This is a genomic window from Peribacillus sp. Hz7 (assembly GCF_042136355.1).
Classification (GTDB): Bacteria; Bacillota; Bacilli; order Bacillales; family DSM-1321; genus Peribacillus; species Peribacillus asahii_A.
On the sequence record NZ_JBHHJV010000005.1, the window covers coordinates 41,648 to 60,067 of the forward strand.

16 protein-coding genes are annotated in these 18,420 nt (G+C 38.2%); 10 read left to right on the plus strand and 6 right to left on the minus strand.

Translation table 11 applies throughout. From position 1 onward, the window contains the following. Entirely contained in the window at positions 1-711 is a 711-nt protein-coding gene (locus tag ACE199_RS09115) for a pirin family protein (protein WP_375349474.1), read from the minus strand. 378 nt (positions 712-1,089) lie between these two features. Then, the gene (gene tagU, locus ACE199_RS09120; protein ID WP_375349475.1) at positions 1,090-2,019 is read right to left on the minus strand and encodes a polyisoprenyl-teichoic acid--peptidoglycan teichoic acid transferase TagU; all 930 of its coding nucleotides are present in this window, start codon (positions 2,017-2,019) and stop codon (positions 1,090-1,092) included. A 296-nt stretch (positions 2,020-2,315) separates the two neighbouring features. Between tagU and ACE199_RS09125 the strand changes: the two genes are divergently transcribed. The 6 genes from ACE199_RS09125 to ACE199_RS09150 all read left to right on the plus strand — a co-directional run bounded on the left by ACE199_RS09125 (position 2,316) and on the right by ACE199_RS09150 (position 8,953). Then, positions 2,316-2,558 (plus strand): hypothetical protein, encoded by a 243-nt coding sequence (locus ACE199_RS09125; RefSeq protein WP_375349476.1) that lies wholly within the window; start codon positions 2,316-2,318, stop codon positions 2,556-2,558. Positions 2,559-2,960: 402 nt separating this feature from the next. Next, positions 2,961-3,851 (plus strand): UTP--glucose-1-phosphate uridylyltransferase GalU, encoded by an 891-nt coding sequence (gene galU, locus ACE199_RS09130; protein WP_375349477.1) that lies wholly within the window; start codon positions 2,961-2,963, stop codon positions 3,849-3,851. Between the two features lie 423 nt (positions 3,852-4,274). Continuing rightward, positions 4,275-4,910 carry a phosphatase PAP2 family protein gene (locus ACE199_RS09135; protein WP_375349478.1) on the plus strand — a complete coding sequence of 212 codons (636 nt, stop codon included), beginning with the start codon at positions 4,275-4,277 and terminating at the stop codon, positions 4,908-4,910. Positions 4,911-5,030: 120 nt separating this feature from the next. After that, positions 5,031-5,570 carry a transposase gene (locus ACE199_RS09140; RefSeq protein WP_375349479.1) on the plus strand — a complete coding sequence of 180 codons (540 nt, stop codon included), beginning with the start codon at positions 5,031-5,033 and terminating at the stop codon, positions 5,568-5,570. Positions 5,571-5,795: 225 nt separating this feature from the next. Continuing rightward, complete coding sequence (locus ACE199_RS09145) at positions 5,796-7,025, plus strand: right-handed parallel beta-helix repeat-containing protein (protein WP_375349480.1); 1,230 nt, start codon at positions 5,796-5,798, stop codon at positions 7,023-7,025. 221 nt (positions 7,026-7,246) lie between these two features. Beyond that, the gene (locus ACE199_RS09150; RefSeq protein WP_375349481.1) at positions 7,247-8,953 is read left to right on the plus strand and encodes an NPCBM/NEW2 domain-containing protein; all 1,707 of its coding nucleotides are present in this window, start codon (positions 7,247-7,249) and stop codon (positions 8,951-8,953) included. A 39-nt stretch (positions 8,954-8,992) separates the two neighbouring features. Here ACE199_RS09150 and ACE199_RS09155 read toward each other — a convergent pair whose 3' ends face one another. Then, positions 8,993-10,444 carry an alkaline phosphatase gene (locus ACE199_RS09155; RefSeq protein WP_375349482.1) on the minus strand — a complete coding sequence of 484 codons (1,452 nt, stop codon included), beginning with the start codon at positions 10,442-10,444 and terminating at the stop codon, positions 8,993-8,995. 497 nt (positions 10,445-10,941) lie between these two features. On the opposite strand from ACE199_RS09155, the gene secA2 reads away from it, so the two are divergent. Together secA2 and ACE199_RS09165 are read left to right on the plus strand one after the other, a co-directional pair. Next, positions 10,942-13,329, plus strand: coding sequence for an accessory Sec system translocase SecA2 (gene secA2, locus ACE199_RS09160; protein ID WP_375349483.1), 2,388 nt, complete (start codon positions 10,942-10,944; stop codon positions 13,327-13,329). Then, positions 13,329-14,219 (plus strand): accessory Sec system S-layer assembly protein, encoded by an 891-nt coding sequence (locus tag ACE199_RS09165; RefSeq protein ID WP_375349484.1) that lies wholly within the window; start codon positions 13,329-13,331, stop codon positions 14,217-14,219. The genes secA2 and ACE199_RS09165 overlap by 1 nt, the downstream gene beginning before the upstream one ends. Before the next feature lie 70 nt (positions 14,220-14,289). Here the strand turns inward: ACE199_RS09165 and ACE199_RS09170 are convergent, their stop codons facing one another. Next, entirely contained in the window at positions 14,290-14,697 is a 408-nt protein-coding gene (locus tag ACE199_RS09170) for a hypothetical protein (RefSeq protein WP_375349485.1), read from the minus strand. Positions 14,698-14,971: 274 nt separating this feature from the next. On the opposite strand from ACE199_RS09170, the gene ACE199_RS09175 reads away from it, so the two are divergent. Together ACE199_RS09175 and ACE199_RS09180 are read left to right on the plus strand one after the other, a co-directional pair. After that, positions 14,972-15,133, plus strand: coding sequence for a helix-turn-helix domain-containing protein (locus tag ACE199_RS09175; protein ID WP_375349486.1), 162 nt, complete (start codon positions 14,972-14,974; stop codon positions 15,131-15,133). Next, positions 15,112-15,591, plus strand: a complete 480-nt coding sequence (locus tag ACE199_RS09180; RefSeq protein WP_375349487.1) for an IS3 family transposase — start codon at positions 15,112-15,114, stop codon at positions 15,589-15,591. Before ACE199_RS09175 ends, ACE199_RS09180 begins: the two co-directional genes overlap by 22 nt. Positions 15,592-15,629: 38 nt before the next feature. Here ACE199_RS09180 and ACE199_RS09185 read toward each other — a convergent pair whose 3' ends face one another. Further along, a complete protein-coding gene (locus tag ACE199_RS09185) occupies positions 15,630-16,556 on the minus strand; it encodes an LCP family glycopolymer transferase (RefSeq protein ID WP_375349488.1) in 927 nt (308 codons plus the stop codon). A gap of 96 nt (positions 16,557-16,652) precedes the next feature. After that, positions 16,653-18,410 carry a M14 family zinc carboxypeptidase gene (locus ACE199_RS09190; RefSeq protein WP_375349489.1) on the minus strand — a complete coding sequence of 586 codons (1,758 nt, stop codon included), beginning with the start codon at positions 18,408-18,410 and terminating at the stop codon, positions 16,653-16,655. Between the last annotated feature and the right edge of the window lie 10 nt (positions 18,411-18,420).

An 18,420-nucleotide genomic window follows, 5' to 3' on the forward strand; every position in this document is an offset into this window, starting at 1 on the left:
TTATTCCTCCCCTGGTAAATCAATTAATAAAAGGAAACTGTCTTCTTTTGCCCCTAGGCTCATGCTTGATTCTTCACTAATTCTTACGGCATCTCTTTTTTTCAACATGGTCGAGTCATGCATGTTCACTTCTCCTTCGATGACAAAAAGAAACATTCTCCGTCCTAAGGTTTGTTCATAATGGAGTGTCGTCCCTTTTTCTGGCTTGGACAAATAAAGCGTTACATCTTGATGAATCTTTGCCACATTTTTGTCGGGTGTATGGGAAACGACTGGAATCCATTGATTCTTGAGTGACGTTATATCATAGGTCATATCTTCATAGGAAGGCGTCAGCTGTTTTTCATTTGGGAAAAACCAGAGCTGTAAAAACTTCGCTTCTTGTTCATTCGATCCATTTAATTCAGAGTGAAGAATACCTGTTCCTGCTGTCATTCGTTGAATGTCTCCGAATTGTAGTATTCCGGCATTGCCCATACTATCTTCATGTTTCAATTTCCCCTGTAGCACGATGGAGACAATTTCTGCCTCACGATGCGGATGAATGCCAAATCCCCGATTAGGCTGAATCGTGTCATCATTTAAGACTCTTAGTGGACCGAATTGGATATTGTCAGGGTCATAATATTCACCAAAAGAGAAACTTAGATTACTTTCAAGCCAGTCCGTGTTCACTTTATAACGTGAGTCTGCTCGTTGTACGATTATCATTTTTGCCACCTCACTATAGATTGATGTAATTTATTTCGAAATAAAATCTCTTGAATTAAGTATATTTTATGATGCCGTACTTTATATGTCAATATAACGGCGATTTGGCTTTCCTTGAATAGGGGACTTACTTTCCATACATATATAGAAGGACATCTTATAGGGTGATGGGGATGAGAAGATATCAAATCTAAAAGGCCGCATGATTATGAGGTGAATTGGCACGATTTTTCATGAAATTCGCATGATTATTGCACGAAATGACATGTTTCTCAACAAATTTGGCATGATTCCTACTCCACCAGTATATTTTTGCGCGTGAGCAGTATATTTTTTCTCAGATTATTAAAAAACAGCAAGGCCAGAAGCCTTGCTGTTTTATTTCATCGATAAATGATCTTTCAATTGTGTTTGAACTTTTTGTTGTTCTTCTTCGGAGACGATATAGTAGTAGATACCATTCATCTTGGTGCCTTGTCCTTTGATTGTCATTTGTTCAACGTTTGCGCTTGCGTCACGGTAGTTTTTTTGGATATCAATCATATTGTCAAAGGCAAGGTTTGTTTTGATGTTTTTGCTGAGTGCATCAAGAATATCCCCATAGTTGGCAAGGGAGGAGATATTGGCTCCTTCTTTGATGACTGCTTGGATGATTTGACGTTGACGTTCTTGACGGCCGAAGTCCCCGTTTGGATCTTCATATCTCATTCGTGAGTATTTTAATGCTTCTTCTCCGTTTAATTTGATCGTCCCTTTTGCGAAGTGGACATTGTCGTATGTGAAGTCTAGGTTGTTTTGTACGTTGACGCCACCTACTGCATCGACAATGTCTTTGAAGCCATCCATATTAATTTCTAAGAAGTAATCAATCGGTATGTCTAGGAAATGTTCAACTGTATCCATGGACATGTTGATGCCACCAAAGGCATAGGCGTGATTAATCTTGTCTGTTGTCCCATGCCCTACAATTTCAGTTCTTGTATCACGTGGAATGCTTAGCATTTTAACTGATTTTAGTTCGGGATTGACGGTTAGAACAATCATGGAATCAGATCGACCTGAATCTCCATCACGTTCATCGACTCCTAATAAAAGCACGGAAAATGGGTCTTGTTTCGTCAGTTCCAGTTCATTTGTTCGTTTCTCTGAGTTACGATCAAGATCTGTATACATAGAAGTAACGGATTTATTTAATGAATGCCATACATTATAAGCGAATGCTCCCCCAGCTAAAATGAAAAGAAGTATGGCGATTCCGACAATTTTAGGCCACTTGTTCTTCTTTTTCTTTCTTTTTTCTGAACTCATCTCTTAATTCCTTCCTTATTCATACTTGTGATATTTAATCTATTATATTAGTTTTTTTGTCGAAAAGGTAGAATTTTTGTTAAGTTCTGTCTGAAGCTTCCAGTGTGTATTTGTCACAGTGACTTTTCGGTTTGTGGATATTATGTGGATAATTTTGTAGGTAAAAAGAGCTCCCACACTAGATCTAAAGCATTTAGTTATATATCATCATAAGTCTATTTACCCGAGTAAGCATTTTGTGTATTCTTATCTATAGCTATAGGGAAGAGATGAATAACATAGAAGGAGATTTGTGGATGGAGAAAGGTTTACATAAGGGTAGCGGGAAGATGTTGATTGGAGGCATTGTTTCTCTACTGATATTTTTTGTGATGATGTTAGGTGTTCAGAAGGAGTTTATCTTATCTTTTGATGACTCTGTTCAGGATATGTTTAGCGGGATTGGGGAAGGTGCACTTCATTTCTTTGAAGGGATTTCTGTTATGGGTTCGACGGCCGTCATTGCTGGGGGAAGTTTACTGTTCTTTTTATGGTTATAGAAGGAAAGCAAGTCTATAAGGAAATGCCACAGAAAATAAAAACGAAGAAATTTTTAGGACTATTCTAAAAAATTTTATATATTGTCAGAAGCATTGACTGGTGAGGCTTCCTAACCATTATCAACGGAAGCACTCGATCATGGCTGTGGGTGGCCTATATTTGCACACTTTAGACGCCTTTCGTCAGGAGTATGATGTGAGGGTAGAGTAGATGCTCGAATTATTATATTAATTAAACTATGCTATTGATATTATCGTCCAATATATAACTTTTTAATAGATTTATCTAAAAAATCCGATTTTTTTAGATGGTTAATGAGAGAAGGTGTATTTAACGTGTTTTCTCATTAACTATCTATTTATAAAAGATTAGTATCTTAAAAATAGGGGGGCAATAAATAATTGAAGAAAGTAAGAAAAGCGATTATTCCAGCGGCGGGGTTAGGTACGCGTTTTTTACCGGCTACAAAAGCGATGCCGAAAGAAATGCTGCCGATTGTCGATAAACCGACGATTCAATATATTATTGAAGAAGCGGTCGCTTCGGGTATTGAGGACATCATCATCATAACTGGAAAAGGGAAACGAGCGATTGAAGATCACTTTGATAATGCCTTTGAGTTAGAAGCCAATTTGATGGAGAAAAACAAATTTGAATTGTTAGAGAAAGTCCAAGCTCCTTCTAAAGTGGATATTCATTACATCAGACAAAAAGAACCAAAAGGATTAGGACATGCAGTATGGTGTGCGCGTAAATTTATTGGTAACGAGCCGTTCGCTGTATTACTTGGTGATGATATTGTTCAAGCGGAGACCCCGTGTTTACGTCAGTTAATGGATGAGTACGACAAGACATTATCCTCTGTAATTGGAGTACAAACGGTACCAGGAGCGGAAACATACCGTTACGGAATTATTGATCCAGGCGAACAAAACGGTCGACGTTATCAAGTGAATAATTTTGTGGAAAAGCCGAAAAAAGGAACAGCACCTTCTAACCTAGCTATCATGGGAAGATACATATTAACCCCTGAAATCTTCATGTTTTTAGAAAAACAAGAAATAGGTGCAGGTGGAGAAATTCAGCTGACGGATGCGATTCAAAAACTAAATCAAATTCAACGAGTGTTTGCTTATGACTTTGAAGGTAAGCGATATGATGTGGGGGAGAAGCTAGGCTTTATTCAAACGACAATTGAGTTTGCGTTGCAACATGAGGAGATAAAAGGTGATTTATTGAGGTTCCTAGAACAAGTTATTAAGAATAGTTCTTCAGACAGGACTGAATCTTAAATTGAGATAAGTATTCAATCTATGGAACATATTTTAAGTGAAGGAGGGACGCAATTGGTTTATAAAAGGCGGGTTCCATTATTTGTTCTGTTGGACTCCATCATTGTTTTATTTGCAATCTTTATTGGAAAATCCCTATATGAATGTGTATAAGATTCCTATGCTATGGATAAGCTCAATATCCTTACTTATAAGCCATCATTTATTTGCAAACTATTTATCGTCTTTATCAAAAAATATGGGCGTATGCAAGTGTTGGAGAATTAACAGTGATTGTGAAGTGTAACTGCCAAGCAAAAATAATAGTTTTTGCCCGTTTGAAATGAACACTTTTGCTTAAAATATATGCTGTCTATCATTTTTATATGAGAAAAATATAATTAAAGACGAGTTTATACTACTAATATAGAAGGAGATTTGTGGATGGAGAAAGGTGTACATAAGGGTAGTGGGAAGATGTTGATTGTGGGCATTGTTTCTCTACTGGTCTTTTTTGTGATGATGTTAGGTGTTCAGAAGGAATTTATTTTATCTTTTGATGACTCTGTTCAGAATATGTTTAGCGGGACTGGGAAAGGTGCACTTCATTTTTTTGAAGGTGTCTCTGCTCTGGGTTCGACGGGCGTCATTGCTGGGGGAAGTTTAATGTTCCTTTTGTGGTTATGGTTTGTGAAAAAGCATTATGTAGCGATGGCGATTTTTGCGATTGGAGTAGGTGGCGGGAACCTGCTTAATAAGTTTGTAAAAAACAGTATGGAGAGAGAACGACCTGTCGGTAGTGCGGAAGCTGAGGCGATGAGCTACAGTTTTCCAAGCGGACATGCGATGGTTGGGCTAGTTTTCTATGTATTGCTTGCTTATTTTATTACGAAAGAAATTAAATCAAGAGCAGCAAAATGGTGGATTAGCGCGGTCGTTGTTGTGCTTATGTTAGTGATGGGCGTAAGCCGGATCGCTGTGAATGCCCACTTTATGTCCGATGTCATCGCCGGCTATGCCCTAGGAGCGGTGTGGAGTTTGCTTTGTATATATGTGTTTAAAAAAGTTGTGTCACAGTGACTTTTTGATTTGTGGATAATATGTGTATAAGTTTGTGGGTAAATTGATTATTTATCTTTCTTTTCTCCTTTTTGCTTATGGAGATTCTAGCAAGTATACTAAAGCAAAAAGGAGAAAAATATGGGTCATAGAATTAGAGAATGGTCTCCGGACCAATATTATCACGTTAGTAGTCGTGGAAATCGGAAAGAGCCGCTGTTTTTGAGCGGGGAAGATTATTCTGTTTTCTTGCATTTACTCTCGAAAATCCATGAGAAGTATCCGATTGAACTTACCTCGTATTGTTTGATGACGAATCATTATCACCTCCAAATTCGCTCCTCTGAAGTCTCCCTCTCTAAAGTGATGGCGCTTTTAAATAAGCGTTATGCTCATTATTTCAATAAGAAATACGATAAAACAGGTCATCTGTTTGAAAAGAGATTTTTTTCTAAACGAGTTGAAGGCCTAATAGGGATGGCTGAAGTGAGCCGCTATATCCACTATAATCCCGTGAAGGCATGTATGGTTTCAGAACCACAGCTCTATCAATGGAGCAGCTATCGCTCATATTATTCGTCATATACCTCCTACCCCTTCCTCAATAAACAACCACTATTAGCCCTCTTTAATCATTGCCCTCAAGCTTATCATGAATGGTGTATCATGAAGTCACAGTGACATTTCCAGTTGTTTATAATATGTGGATAATTTTGTGAATAAATCGTCGCCAGTCTGCCAATAGGCGGCGGTTTTATTCTGAATTTTGTCTATTTTAGCTCTCTTTACAGGGATAGATGGTAATATAGGGATGAGTCACAGTGACATTTTCACCTGTGGGTATTATGTGGATAAGTCTGTGTACAACCGACTTTTTCCGTTATTTGGGGAGGAGATTTTGAGAGCATGATTAAGAGGTTGAAGAGAACAGGAGCATTATTAGCTGCTTTTGTGCTCATGTTGAGTTTATGGGCGGGAGTAGCGCCTCATTCAACAGAAGCTGCGGCAAAGAAAGTGTATACGGTTTCGCCTACAACAAAGCCGGTGAATCCAACGATGCTCAAGTATACTACATATAATAGTCATACGAAGTATTATTACTTATTACGCTCTTACTTAGAGAAGTTAGAAAAAGAAGGTGGCGGCACACTCGTATTAAAAAAAGGAACGTACATCATCAGCAATGTGCTATACGTTCCGTCGAATGTAACAATTAAAATGAAAAGCGGCGTTAATATTGTGAAAGGAACAAAAACAGGCACAAACAAGTTTAGCCCGTCAAAATCCATTTTTCAGTTAATTAAGCCGTCGAAAGCCAATAAATCAGGCGTATATGGAAAGTATAATGGTGAGAAAAATATTTCTTTTATTGGTGAAGGTACAGTCACGATTGATATGAAGTATGACAAAGAAGCCATTGCGATGATTATGGGACATAACCAAAATGTAAAAGTGGAGAATATCCAGTTTGAAAATATGTATTCAGGCCACTTCATTGAGATGGATGCTTCTAGTCATGTTGTGATTCGAAACAATAAATTTATAGGTTCAAAGGCATCAGATAAGAAGAATAAAGAAGCGATTAACCTCGATACACCTGATAAAACGACAGCAGGGTGGAGTCAAAGTTGGAGCAAGTATGACAAAACTCCAAATCGCAATGTAACGATTGAAAATAATACCTTTAAGAATGTTGATCGTGCCGTAGGTACGCATAAATATTCGGGTGGCAAGTATCATGATCGAGTTGTAATCCGCAATAACAACATTGATGGAACGCGTTCAGATGCGATTCGTGTGATGAACTGGTCAAATGCGATTATTGAAAACAATGTAATTAAAAACGTAGAGAACGGTAAAGCAGGTACACGAGGCATTTTAGCGAGCGGCGCGATTAATCCAACATTTCAAAACAACGAGTTCAATAATGTAGGAAGAATCATGCAATTCATCGCTTGGAAAAACAGCGGCCCAGGCTCACAATATGCGATTACGTATAACAAACTAAGCAAAGCCAACAAACAAGCACTCCTAACAAACAAAGCCATCAACACATCGGAAACCATCATCCGAATCAGCAACACGTACAACGAATTTGTGAAAGATATAGAGAAGATTCAACTTGAGTCACAGTGACTTTTCGGGTTGTGTATAAAATGTGGATAACTCTGTTGGTAAGTGAAGAGGTTGTTCTAAAATAAAGGACGGGAGGAAAGGCGTGTTGCTTTTCTTTCCGTCCTTTGTTGGTTTTTTTTGTTTAAATTCGTTTATAGGACCTGAGGAGTAAGCAAAATAGACTCTAATTCGGGACTAATATGCTATTATTTAAATGGATATTTTAAAAAGGAGAGGAAAATATGGGGAATCAAATTAAACAGATTTTACTAGGTTTAGTCGCTTTTTTGAGTGTGCTAGGGTTATATGTCTTTCCAAGCACAGCATTTGCAAGTTCAGAAATATCGCTAAATGATTTAGAACCATCGGATACGACTTACTATTTTCATGAAAATCGCTGGTCTAGTAATTCTAATTTTACAGATGTTCATGGGAATCTATTAGCGAATGGAATTGGGTTATATGACTATGATGGTGGTGGTTCACACGCTACCTACAATATTGATAATATGGGCTATAGAAACTTCCAAGGACGTATAACTCTTGATTCTCAATGGCTTGTGGGTGATTATGGGAAATCAGCTATTGGTATTTATGCGGATGATTTATTATTGTATACAAAACAGATACCGAAGGATAAAGTATTAGAGGTTAATTTAAAGTTACCAAAGACGACAAAGAATCTACATATTGTAGTGAAACAGCTTCAAGGAGCAAAAGGTGAACAAAGGGTTGTAATCACAGATGGAAAATTTACTTCATCAGGTAGTTATTTGAATGTTTCGGATACAACAACTTCTTTAGCTACAATTGGAGCGCAAGACCATAGTTATTACTATAACTATGGACAGTGGGATAGTAACTCGGTTTTTCAAGATGTAAAAGGCAATATTACTATCAGTGATTTAGGTTTATATACCTATAATGGTGGAAGAGCTTACGCGACTTTTAATATTGATCAGATGGGCTATAACGTGTTTGAAACAAAAATCACATTAGATTCGAAGTGGATAACAGGTGACTATGGAAAAACAGCTGTTGGAATATATGCCGATGATGTGCTGTTATATGAAAAACAACTCACGGCTAAAACGGCTGTTCAGAAAGTCAAACTACACATTCCTAAAGGAACAAAGAATATTATACTGGTTACTCAGCAGAATGCAGGCGCAAGAGGAACACAAAAAGTGGTTTTCATTGATCCTGTCGTGAAAAAAACGAAAGACAAAGTGAAAACTGTTAATAAGACCGTTTCACTCAATACGGTTGGTGCTACCAACAATTCTTATTATTTCTCTAAAAATTCCTATAGTGATAGTTCATTTCAAGATATTAAAGGAAACCTTTTAACGTCTGGCATTAGTCTATCTACCTATAATGGTGGTGACGCTTATGCAGAATACGATATTCAAAATATGGATTTCAACGGGTTTCTAGCAAAACTTTCGCTTGATTCCAAATGGGTAACCGGTGACTATGGAAAATCTACTATTTATATTTATGCCGATAACAAGATTCTTTATTCTAAGAAACTAACAAAAAATAGTGCTGTGTCCAATTTGAAATTACGAATTCCGAGCAATGCAAAAACTTTTAAAGTAGTTGTAAAACAAGTAGGCGGGGCTAAAGGAACGCATAAAGTCATATTAAACAATGCTGTTCTTACAAAAATGAAAGTTTCGTCAACATTAAAGACAAGTCAAATTAAAGTTGTGAATAATAAGAAGAAAAGTGATGTCGTTACGGTTTCATCTCTGAAAGCGGGAGACTATATCAAGGTTTATAATTCAAAAGGAACATTACTTGCTACATCAAAAAAGGCAACAAAAACATCTGTTTCTGTAAGCATTAAACAATTAGGTAAATCTAAAGGCACGGTATATGTAACGAAAATAAGTAGTTCATCCCTTGAGAGTTATAAACAAAAAAAGAGTTACAGAGCAGAATGATTCTGTGGAAACTCTATGTCTAAGTGGAGCAGGAGAGAATTAATTCTCTCCTGCTTTGTTATGTTGTCCTGGCGTAAACGGAATATCAGCAGCGTTTGTAATGATAGTTGAAACATCGGTATTGTCGATGACTCGGTTAAAGGCTGAGCTGCCAGGTCCGGTTGCGAATATCGGGATCATGTTGGCTGTATGTCCGCCGGTGGAGCTGGCGGCACGAATGCTGGAATCGACGACGCCTACGTTGTAATGTTTAGCGATGGTGCTGCCGACTTCCCAATTTACGCGATTTTGTGGATAGACCATCGTCCGATTGCTTTCTATATTCTTAATGAATTGCTGTGCTTCTTTTAGTGTAAGCTGGATATTGGCATGTTGACTAAACACCTCCATCACACGTTCAGGTGCAAGTCGAGCACCTTTAGCTGCCTGGAGCTGTTTCCCCATATATTCAGCGCTCACGTTTACTTTTTTCAAGCCCTCGATGTCCATCTTTTCTGTTGCCGAGATCCCCATCGTTTCGTGATCGGCTAAGACAACGACGAGTGTGTCATTTCGTTTCTTTGCCCAATCCACAACTGCTTTCACCGTTTGATCAAACGCAATGGTTTCCTTCCAAATACCAGTGACATCAGCAGCATGAGCCATATGATCGATTCTCGCTCCTTCAGCCATTAGAAAAAATCCTTCTTCTCCCCGGGACAAAACGTCAATTGCCTTCATTGTCATCTCTTGTAAGGCAGGCTCTTCAGATTTATATTCCTCTTTATCAATCTGAAAATTCATATAGGCAGGGTGGAATAGACCTACTAGTTTATTGCTCCTCGGTGACGTAGCGGCCAATTCATGGCGATTTGTCGCAATCGTATAACCGGCTTTACGGAATTTTTCTATTAAATCGACGCCATTTTGCTTCTTGGGCGTAAAATAACTAGCCCCACCTCCAAGGATGACATCAATTTTATGGTTAAACAGTTGCCGCGCAATATCAGCTGCATCTGTCCAGCGGTTGGGAACGCTCGCTCCAAAAGCGGCAGGTGTCGCATCTACAACGGTGTTTGTAGAAATGATGCCTACTTTTTTGCCATGTGTTTGAAAGGCATCGAGTATACTATCTACTTCTTGTCCTTTCTCATCAATGGCAATCGATTCATTATTCGTCTTGATGCCTGTTGCAATTGCTGAACCACCGGCAGCTGAATCGGTGACAAAGTTATTGGCTGAGTACGTGCGCATCAGACCGACATGATCGAGTGTCTCCATATGTAAAACGCCTGTCTTGCCATATTCCAGCTGACGGGCAACTTCCAGTTGACCAAGCCCCATCCCGTCTCCAATCAGCAAAATCACATTCTTCGCAGGAGTATGTAGCTGCGCCTCACCATGAACCTGCATCGGAGCAGCTAGGAGGAGGAGTGCAACCAGCAAAATGTCACAGCGACTTTTCAAGTTGTGGATAATATGTGTATAAATCTGTGTATAACTTCTATTCAATTTGTTCCGCTCCTTTATCTTAGGGTGTTGGTTGTAGTATGTGCAGAATTGGGAGTAGAGAGTCATAGAAGTGGCTTAATGTAAAGGAATTGTTGCATTTCACTCTGTAATTTTTCGGAAGGTTATTACCGTATAATGGGAGGCTGTCCTAAAAGTCATGAAAAATGGCTTCCGGGGCAGCCTCCCTATTTAGTTGAACGATTATTCTCCTCAGATACTTCCTTTTTGTCGTTCTCAAGGTGTGTTGAAGGACAAAACCGAGAAAACCATCCGGGAAAATGTCCATCATCGGAGTCATGTCACAGCGACTTTTCAAGCTGTGGATAAAATGTGTACAACTCTGTTGATAACCCACATCCCACTCTTTTGTACCTAAGGCTGGGTATCTCGCCCTATAGGTAACAATTAGTTATTTTTTACATCTGACCAGGATATAGCTAATTATGATATAATTTGACTAGTGTCAACTAATAGAAGTAATTAGGAGAGAAAACTCTATGTTATCTAGTGTGAAAAAACTATTTAATGATAGTTCAAAAGATTTAAAACGCATTTATAAGCTTGTCGATACAGTTAATAGTTTAGAAAGTAAATATGAAGCATACTCTAACGAAGAGTTGCGCGGTATGAAAGATCAGTTTAAAGCGATGTTAGCTGAAGGCAAGACGTTAAAAGATATTCAATGTGATGCGTTTGCTGTCGTTCGTGAAGCAGCGAAACGTGTATTAGGCTTACGTCATTATGATGTGCAATTAATTGGTGGGTTTGTATTAAATGAAGGCTCGATTGCCCAAATGAATACAGGGGAAGGGAAAACGCTCGTTTCTACTTTACCTAGTTATTTGCATGCTTTAGAGGGAAAAGGCGTTCATATTATTACCGCTAATGAATATTTAGCAAGTCGTGATAAAGAGATTGTGGGGCAAGTTCATGAAATGCTTGGAATGACCGTTGGGTTAAATGTGTCTCAAATGGACCCGTCTTCCAAAAGAGAAGCCTATGCAGCGGATATTACATACGGTACCGGAACGGAATTTGGTTTCGACTATTTGCGTGATAATATGGTGTTTTATAAAGAAGCTAAGGTGCAGCGTGGTCATAACTTCGCGATTGTCGATGAAATTGATAGTATTTTAATTGATGAAGCGAGAACACCGTTAATTATTGCCGGCAAATCAAGTGAAGGGCAAGAATTGTTTGCGATTACGGCACAAATTATGAAAACGTTCCAGAAAGACGTAGACTATGAAGTGTTTCTAGAAACGAAGCATACGTTTTTAACAGACGAAGGTGCAAATAAGATTGAAAAAGCGTTTGGGATTGATAATTTATACGATCCAGAACATCAAGAGCTACTTCATAATGTGCTGCAATCATTGAAAGCATACGTGATTATGAAGCGTGATGTTGATTATATTATCAAGGATGGGAAAATCGAATTAATCGATAAATTCACAGGCCGAGTGATGGAAGGCCGCTCATTTAGTGAGGGCTTACATCAAGCGATTGAGGCGAAGGAAGGCGTAGAAATTACCGAAGAAAATGAAACGCAAGCGACGATTACCGTGCAAAACTATTTCCGTTTATACAGCACGTTGTCAGGAATGACAGGAAGTGCAACGCCATCGAAAAAGGAATTTTGGGAAACATATCAGCTTCCAGTCGTTACCATTCCGACGAATAAACCAATTTTACGAATCGATGCACCTGATTTAATTTATAAAGATCAAGCAAGTAAAATGAAGAAAATTGTCTCTGAAGTAAAGCGAGTGAACAGTATAGGGCGCCCGGTTTTAATTGGAACAACGTCTATTGAACAATCGGAAGAGCTGTCCATTCACTTGAAGAAAGAAAACATTAAACATCTTGTCTTGAATGCTAAAACAGAAGCAGATGAAGCGGAAATTATCGTGAAGGCAGGGCAAAAAGGCCAAGTGATGATTGCGACTAATATGGCAGGTCGTGGTACAGATATTTTACTAGATGATGAAGTAAAAGAATTAGGCGGTTTATATATTCTAGGGACAGAGCGTCATGAAAGTGAACGAATTGACATGCAGCTTCGCGGTCGAGCTGGACGTCAAGGAGATCCGGGGAATTCACAATTTATTATTTCATTAGAAGATGATTTGTTTACGTATTATGATGAAGAACAACATGAACGTTATGTAAGTAAAGTAAAAACAGACGCAGAAGGGCTTGTATTATCACCAGCACCTGATAAGTATATGAAGAAAGTGCAAGAAACGATTGAATACATGCATCAGTCTGCTCGTAACCACTTATTAAAGCTAGAAAACCCGTTAAATGAACAAAGTAAAATTATCTATTCTATGCGCGATCGCATCTTAGATCTTGAGACAGAAGAAATGTTTTCTATTTTACTAGAATATATGGAAAAATATATTCGCCGACTTGTTGCGGTTTATTATCCTGAAGAAGAAGTGCTTGAGGATGGTGTAGAACGCAGCTCAGAAGCGTTTATTAGAGAACTTTCTTTAGTATTTCTATCATTAGATTGGCAGGAAGATGAGTTAATTGATGTGGAGCGGGCGCAAGTGGAAGAACGAGCAATGGCAGCGTTTGAAGAGTTGAAATCCTTTATTTTAACGCTTCAAGAAAATGAGGAGCTTGGTCAACAGCTGAGAAGCTTCATGCTTGAGCAAATTGATACGCACTGGATGAGCCATTTAGATCGCTTGAGCAACATTAAAGAAGGGATTAGCTTGAGCGGATATGGGCAGCAAGATCCGTATCAAATATTCGATAAAGAAGCACTAAATGAATTTAACATGTTAATGAATGAAATTGAATCTGGCATTAGCATTCATTTTATGGACCATGTGAAAGAAGAGCTGGAAGAACAGATGGAGGACGAAGAGTAATGGGTTTATTCGGAAAGAAACAGAAAAAAGCAGAAAACGTAGCTGTTGAAGAAAAGATTGAAACAGCTACAGCGGAAGAAGCCGTTTCAACAGATACAGATGCGGTTCAAACAAAGCTTGTGTTTCATGAAGAGTGGCAGCCTTCTACACAAGAAAAATATGTGTTAATGTTCCGGCATCAACAGTTGCCAACTCTAAAACCGAATCAACTTTCCATTTCAGGAATTCGTTTGACACGCTTTGAGGAAGATATTCTTGTAGAAGCATTTATTCGTAATACGCTATCTCGAGCTGTACAATTTGACATGGTTGATTTAGTTTTATTAGATGAAGCCGGTCAACCGATTGTAAAAGGTTCGTTTGATTTATCAGAGATGGGAGAACTTCCAGCATTATCATGTGTGCCTTGGAAATTTTTCTTTGAGGAAGAATCGCTGTTAACCGATACGATTCCAGAAGAAGGCTGGACAATTGCGTTTGAATTAAAATCTCAAGCAACAGAACATCAGCTGGATTTAGCACCTAACTGGAAAGAGCAATTATCTCAAGCGCAAATTGAACATTTGCAGCAGATTGTCGCAGATCTTCCGGAGTTGAAGGAAGACGAGGTTAATTTTATGGGATTAGAAGCTGTGTTGAAGGAAGATGCTAGCTTCGCTGTCACTGTGTTCATTCGTAATGGAAGTTCGAAGGCTATTAGCATTGAACAGCTGCCATTAATTGTGGAAGACGCAGATGGCGATCAAGTTTGTCAAGGTGGCTTTGCGCTTCGTGATTTTGAAGTACAGCCGAATACGACAAAGCCATGGACGTTTATTTTCCCTGAGCCGCTGGTTCAAAAGAAAAATCCGAATTTATCAAGCTGGAAAGTCTACGTGCCAAATGCTTGATAAGCTCGAATCTAAAGACTCCTCATCGATTGATGAGGAGTCTTTTTATCATTAATTTTAAATGGAGGAATTAAGAAAATTCTGGCCAATTTGTTTGAACTTGATCTCCAGTAATCTTTTCGAGCGTACGATATGTAAAGGGAATAAGTTCAGTTTCTGATTTATTTGTAAATGATTGAGCTAGCTCATAAGGAATTAACTCAAACTGTTCCTCTTCTTCAGAGATAAGATAAACACCAACAACTTGGCCGTTATTTGTCATATCTAAAGTTACAAAGGCTGGATAATACGTTTCGTCCTTAGCTTTAAGAACAGCCTTTGCTGTAATAAGATTGTTTTCTTCTTCTTCAACAGCAGGATTGCTGATTTTCTCTAGTGCCTTTACAGCCCATCCTTGCTTTTTATAATCCCCGATAATTTTAGGAGGGTTCTCCTTTAATTTCTCTAAAAGGTCATTTATTTGTTCCTGAGTATTCATGTATTCCGTATTCCCTCCAATAAAATTAAGTGTTAGAACGACGTGAACGGATTAAATCATTACTTAATTATACACGCTCTATTTTATATAATACACTTTCTTTGGCTCTATTTCTTTTGCTCTATTTATATAATACACTTTCTTTCATTCATAGGTAAAACAGCACATGAATTTTTGCCGGAACTTAATAATTGTAACATAGTTGTTATTAATCAAACGATTGATTAAGAGAAAAAAGCGCATTAATCTGTCTATTATAAGGGGGTATTTTTTTATGAAGAAAAAAGCAGTGGATTTATTTCATCAAAATAAGAATTATGCAGCTGTTTCCAGAGAATTAAACACTCATCGAAAAAACATACAACGATGGGTTAAACAGTTTAGTGAAGATGGGATGGTTGGTCTTAGAGAAAAATGTGGCAGAAAAAGTGGGTAACTGATAGTACGTACCTCATTTCCAATGGACAGAAACTATACTTGTCTGCCATCAAAGACCTATATAATAACGAAGTTGTTGCGTACCAAATTAGTAGACGTAATGATTATAAACTAGTCTTGGATACTCTTAAAAAAGCCATAAAAGGAAGGAATGTAAAGGGAATCCTTCTCCATAGTGATCAAGGATACCAATACACTTCCCATAACTATAATCAGCTACTCACAAGAAATAAAATGAAAGCTAGTATGCCTAGAAAGGGCAACCGTTGGGATAACGCTAGTATTGAAAATTTCTTTAGTCATTTAAAAACAGAATGTTTTAACCTGCATACTTTTAAAACTTCACAAGAGGTTAGAAGGGCTATTAAAGACTACATTCACTTTTATAACCACGAAAGGTTTCAAACCAAGCTAAACAACCTGACTCCTATCGAATATAGAAGTCAGGCTTCTTAACTGCGCTTATTTTTTATGTCTACTTGACAGGGGTCAGATCAAATATCAAGATGCGCTTTTAATTGATTTTGTACCCTTAATCGTTCTTCTTCTGGAACAATTAAGTACCAGATTCCATTGATTCGTTGTCCATTTCCTTCAATAGTCGACTGGTTAATGGACCCTAGAGCCTTTTTGTAATGAGTTTGGATGCTCATCATTTCATCGAAGGTTAAATTCGTTTCTACATTTTTACCGAGAGCTTTGAAAATGCCGCGATAGTTTGTTAATGATGATAAGCTGGCCCCTTTTTCAACAATCGCTTCAATCACTTGGCGTTGGCGCATTTGGCGGCCAAAGTCACCTCGTGGGTCTTCTTTACGAATTCTTGAATAAACGAGTGCTTCTTTTCCATTTAACGTAATCGTACCTTTTGGAAAACTGTAGCCGCCATGAGAAAGGTTCATATCATTTTTAACCGTAATTCCGCCGACTGCTTCGACAATATCCTGAAAGCCTTCCATATTCATCTTGATATAATAATCAATCGGGATATCTAGAAAAGCTTCAACCGTCTTAATGGCCATTGGAATGCCACCATATGCATAAGCATGATTCATTTTATCGGTTGTCCCATGTCCTACAATCTCTGTCCGTATATCACGGGGAAGGCTAAGCATTTCCATTGATTGCTTTTTTGGATTGACTGTAACAACAATCATTGTATCCGAACGTCCAACATCATTTGTCCGTTCATCCACACCTAATATGAGCACAGAAAAAGGGTCTTTATTTTTGAATTTAATATCTTCTAGTCGTTTTTCACTTTTATGTTCGGTTCCTTGCATACTGTTGACGGCGCCTTTTAGTGATTGGTAAACCATCGCACCATATACAGCGCCGCCAATTAGGAACAGAAGTAATAGAATGCCGAAAAATTTCACCCATTTATTTTTTCTCTTCTTCTTTTTACGTTCTTGTCTCATTGCAACACCTCCTAGTTTATTACTATAAAAAGGGATGATTTAAGGAAAAAGCGAAGGGGGGTTCTACCTTCGCTTTTTTCTCTATTATTAGCTTTGTTAAGCAGCTATTTCATTTTCATTCGTTTCTTGCGGTTCAGTCGATTCTGCAGGCGGCTCTTCAACTGGGAGAGCTTGTTCAATCTCGGATTGCCACTGCTCTAAGAAGGATTCTGCTTGTTTAAACTTTTCTTTTGCTGCAGCTTGTTGATTCAGCTGTTCAAGCTTCACTAACTGTTCCTTGACGGCTTCATATTCTTTATTATCTGCTTGTTTATCAATTGTAGTCAATAAAGTATAGCGGGCCATTAAGTTTGTAACAGCTGGTAAGTCTTTTTCTACAGGTGCGATATATTTCTTTTGAGCGAGTGTACGCACTTTTTTACTATACATGTTCGAAATCTTTGTTTCTGTCGTATTCGCTGATTTTTTCCATGTTGTAAACAAACTGTTTGTCTTTGGATTAAGAGTTCCTTTTGTAAGAGCGCGGATTAGCTCTTCGTGGGTATCTGCTAAGTTTTCACCAGCCTTCACTGCTGTTTGATAAGTCAGGTAGCGGTCGCGATATAGTTTGGTTGTTCGTAAAGCGCTATTCGCTGATGTTTGATAAGCTTTAGGCAGCTTGGCAATGGCTTTTTCTTGCTTCGTAATTTCTTGCTTTGTTTTATTATAAAGGGTTGTTTGTACATTTGTAATGCGTAAATCACTTATTTTGTTTACAGAAGTGAAATAATACGCTGAAAGTTTCTTCGCTGTCTTGTTAAAGGTTTGAATATCTGTTGTTAGAGCTTTGCTTTTGGCAAGCTGTTCTGTGTTATATAGTTTGGCTCCTTCTTGGGCAGTATATAAACCAATGGCTGCGTTTTCTTGCCAAATCTTTTTAAAGTACTTAATTGGTACATGTGTTTCTCCAGCGTATGGTGCTACTTCAATTGTGTAAGCAGGCTTCTTTTCTACAGTGGAGAACCAGTCACTAAACCCGCCGCCGCCTGTATAGCCAGAAGGGGAGATTAAACGATAGCCTGTCATACTGCTGATTTTTCGAGCATGTGTACGATCTCTTGTATAACGGCTGCCTGATTGACCGTATTTCCAGAAAATGATTTGCCCGCTTGAATGATAGGAAATGGCCATCTCCGGGTCCGTATCTTTGACGAAATCGAGGACAATCTGTGTTTCTTTTGCTGATTCGGGGCTTTTGCCTTTATAATTTTTGAATTTTGGTACAGAGCCGCCGCCGAGATAGTTCCAGCGAGCATCATATTGTCGGTTTAAGTCAATGCCTTTTCCGTTTGCTTTCCAATGCTTAAAGTTTTTGCTTCCGTCATTCATTTTAATCAACTTAGCATGATCTTGTTTAGGGAAGGATGTAAGCCCTGTTTGTTGCAACGTTACACCATCCGGATTAACCATTGGGATAAACCAGATCGTTGTATTGTTTAGAATCTTCTTAGCATCATACCCATTTAGTTTGCTTCCTTTTTCATAAGCATAGGCATATTTATCAATCATGTTCATATTAACAGTTGTTGTAATCCACTCGCGAGCGTGATGAGAGCCGTTGATGAAGACAGTCGCATCTCCTTTTCCAAGAGCGACAGCATAAATATTCCGTCCATATTCAGAGGTCCCAATCACTTTGGCATCTACTAAATCGGGATAGGCTTGTTCTAATTTTTTAATATCTTTGACCATTTTGGAATACGTATACGTTTGATTTGGATTGACAATGTACGATTGTGCGGAAGCAATTTCTGAGAACAGAAAAGAAATTCCGAAACAAATCAATACGGATAGGAGTAGTTTTAATTTGTTCATACGAGTCACC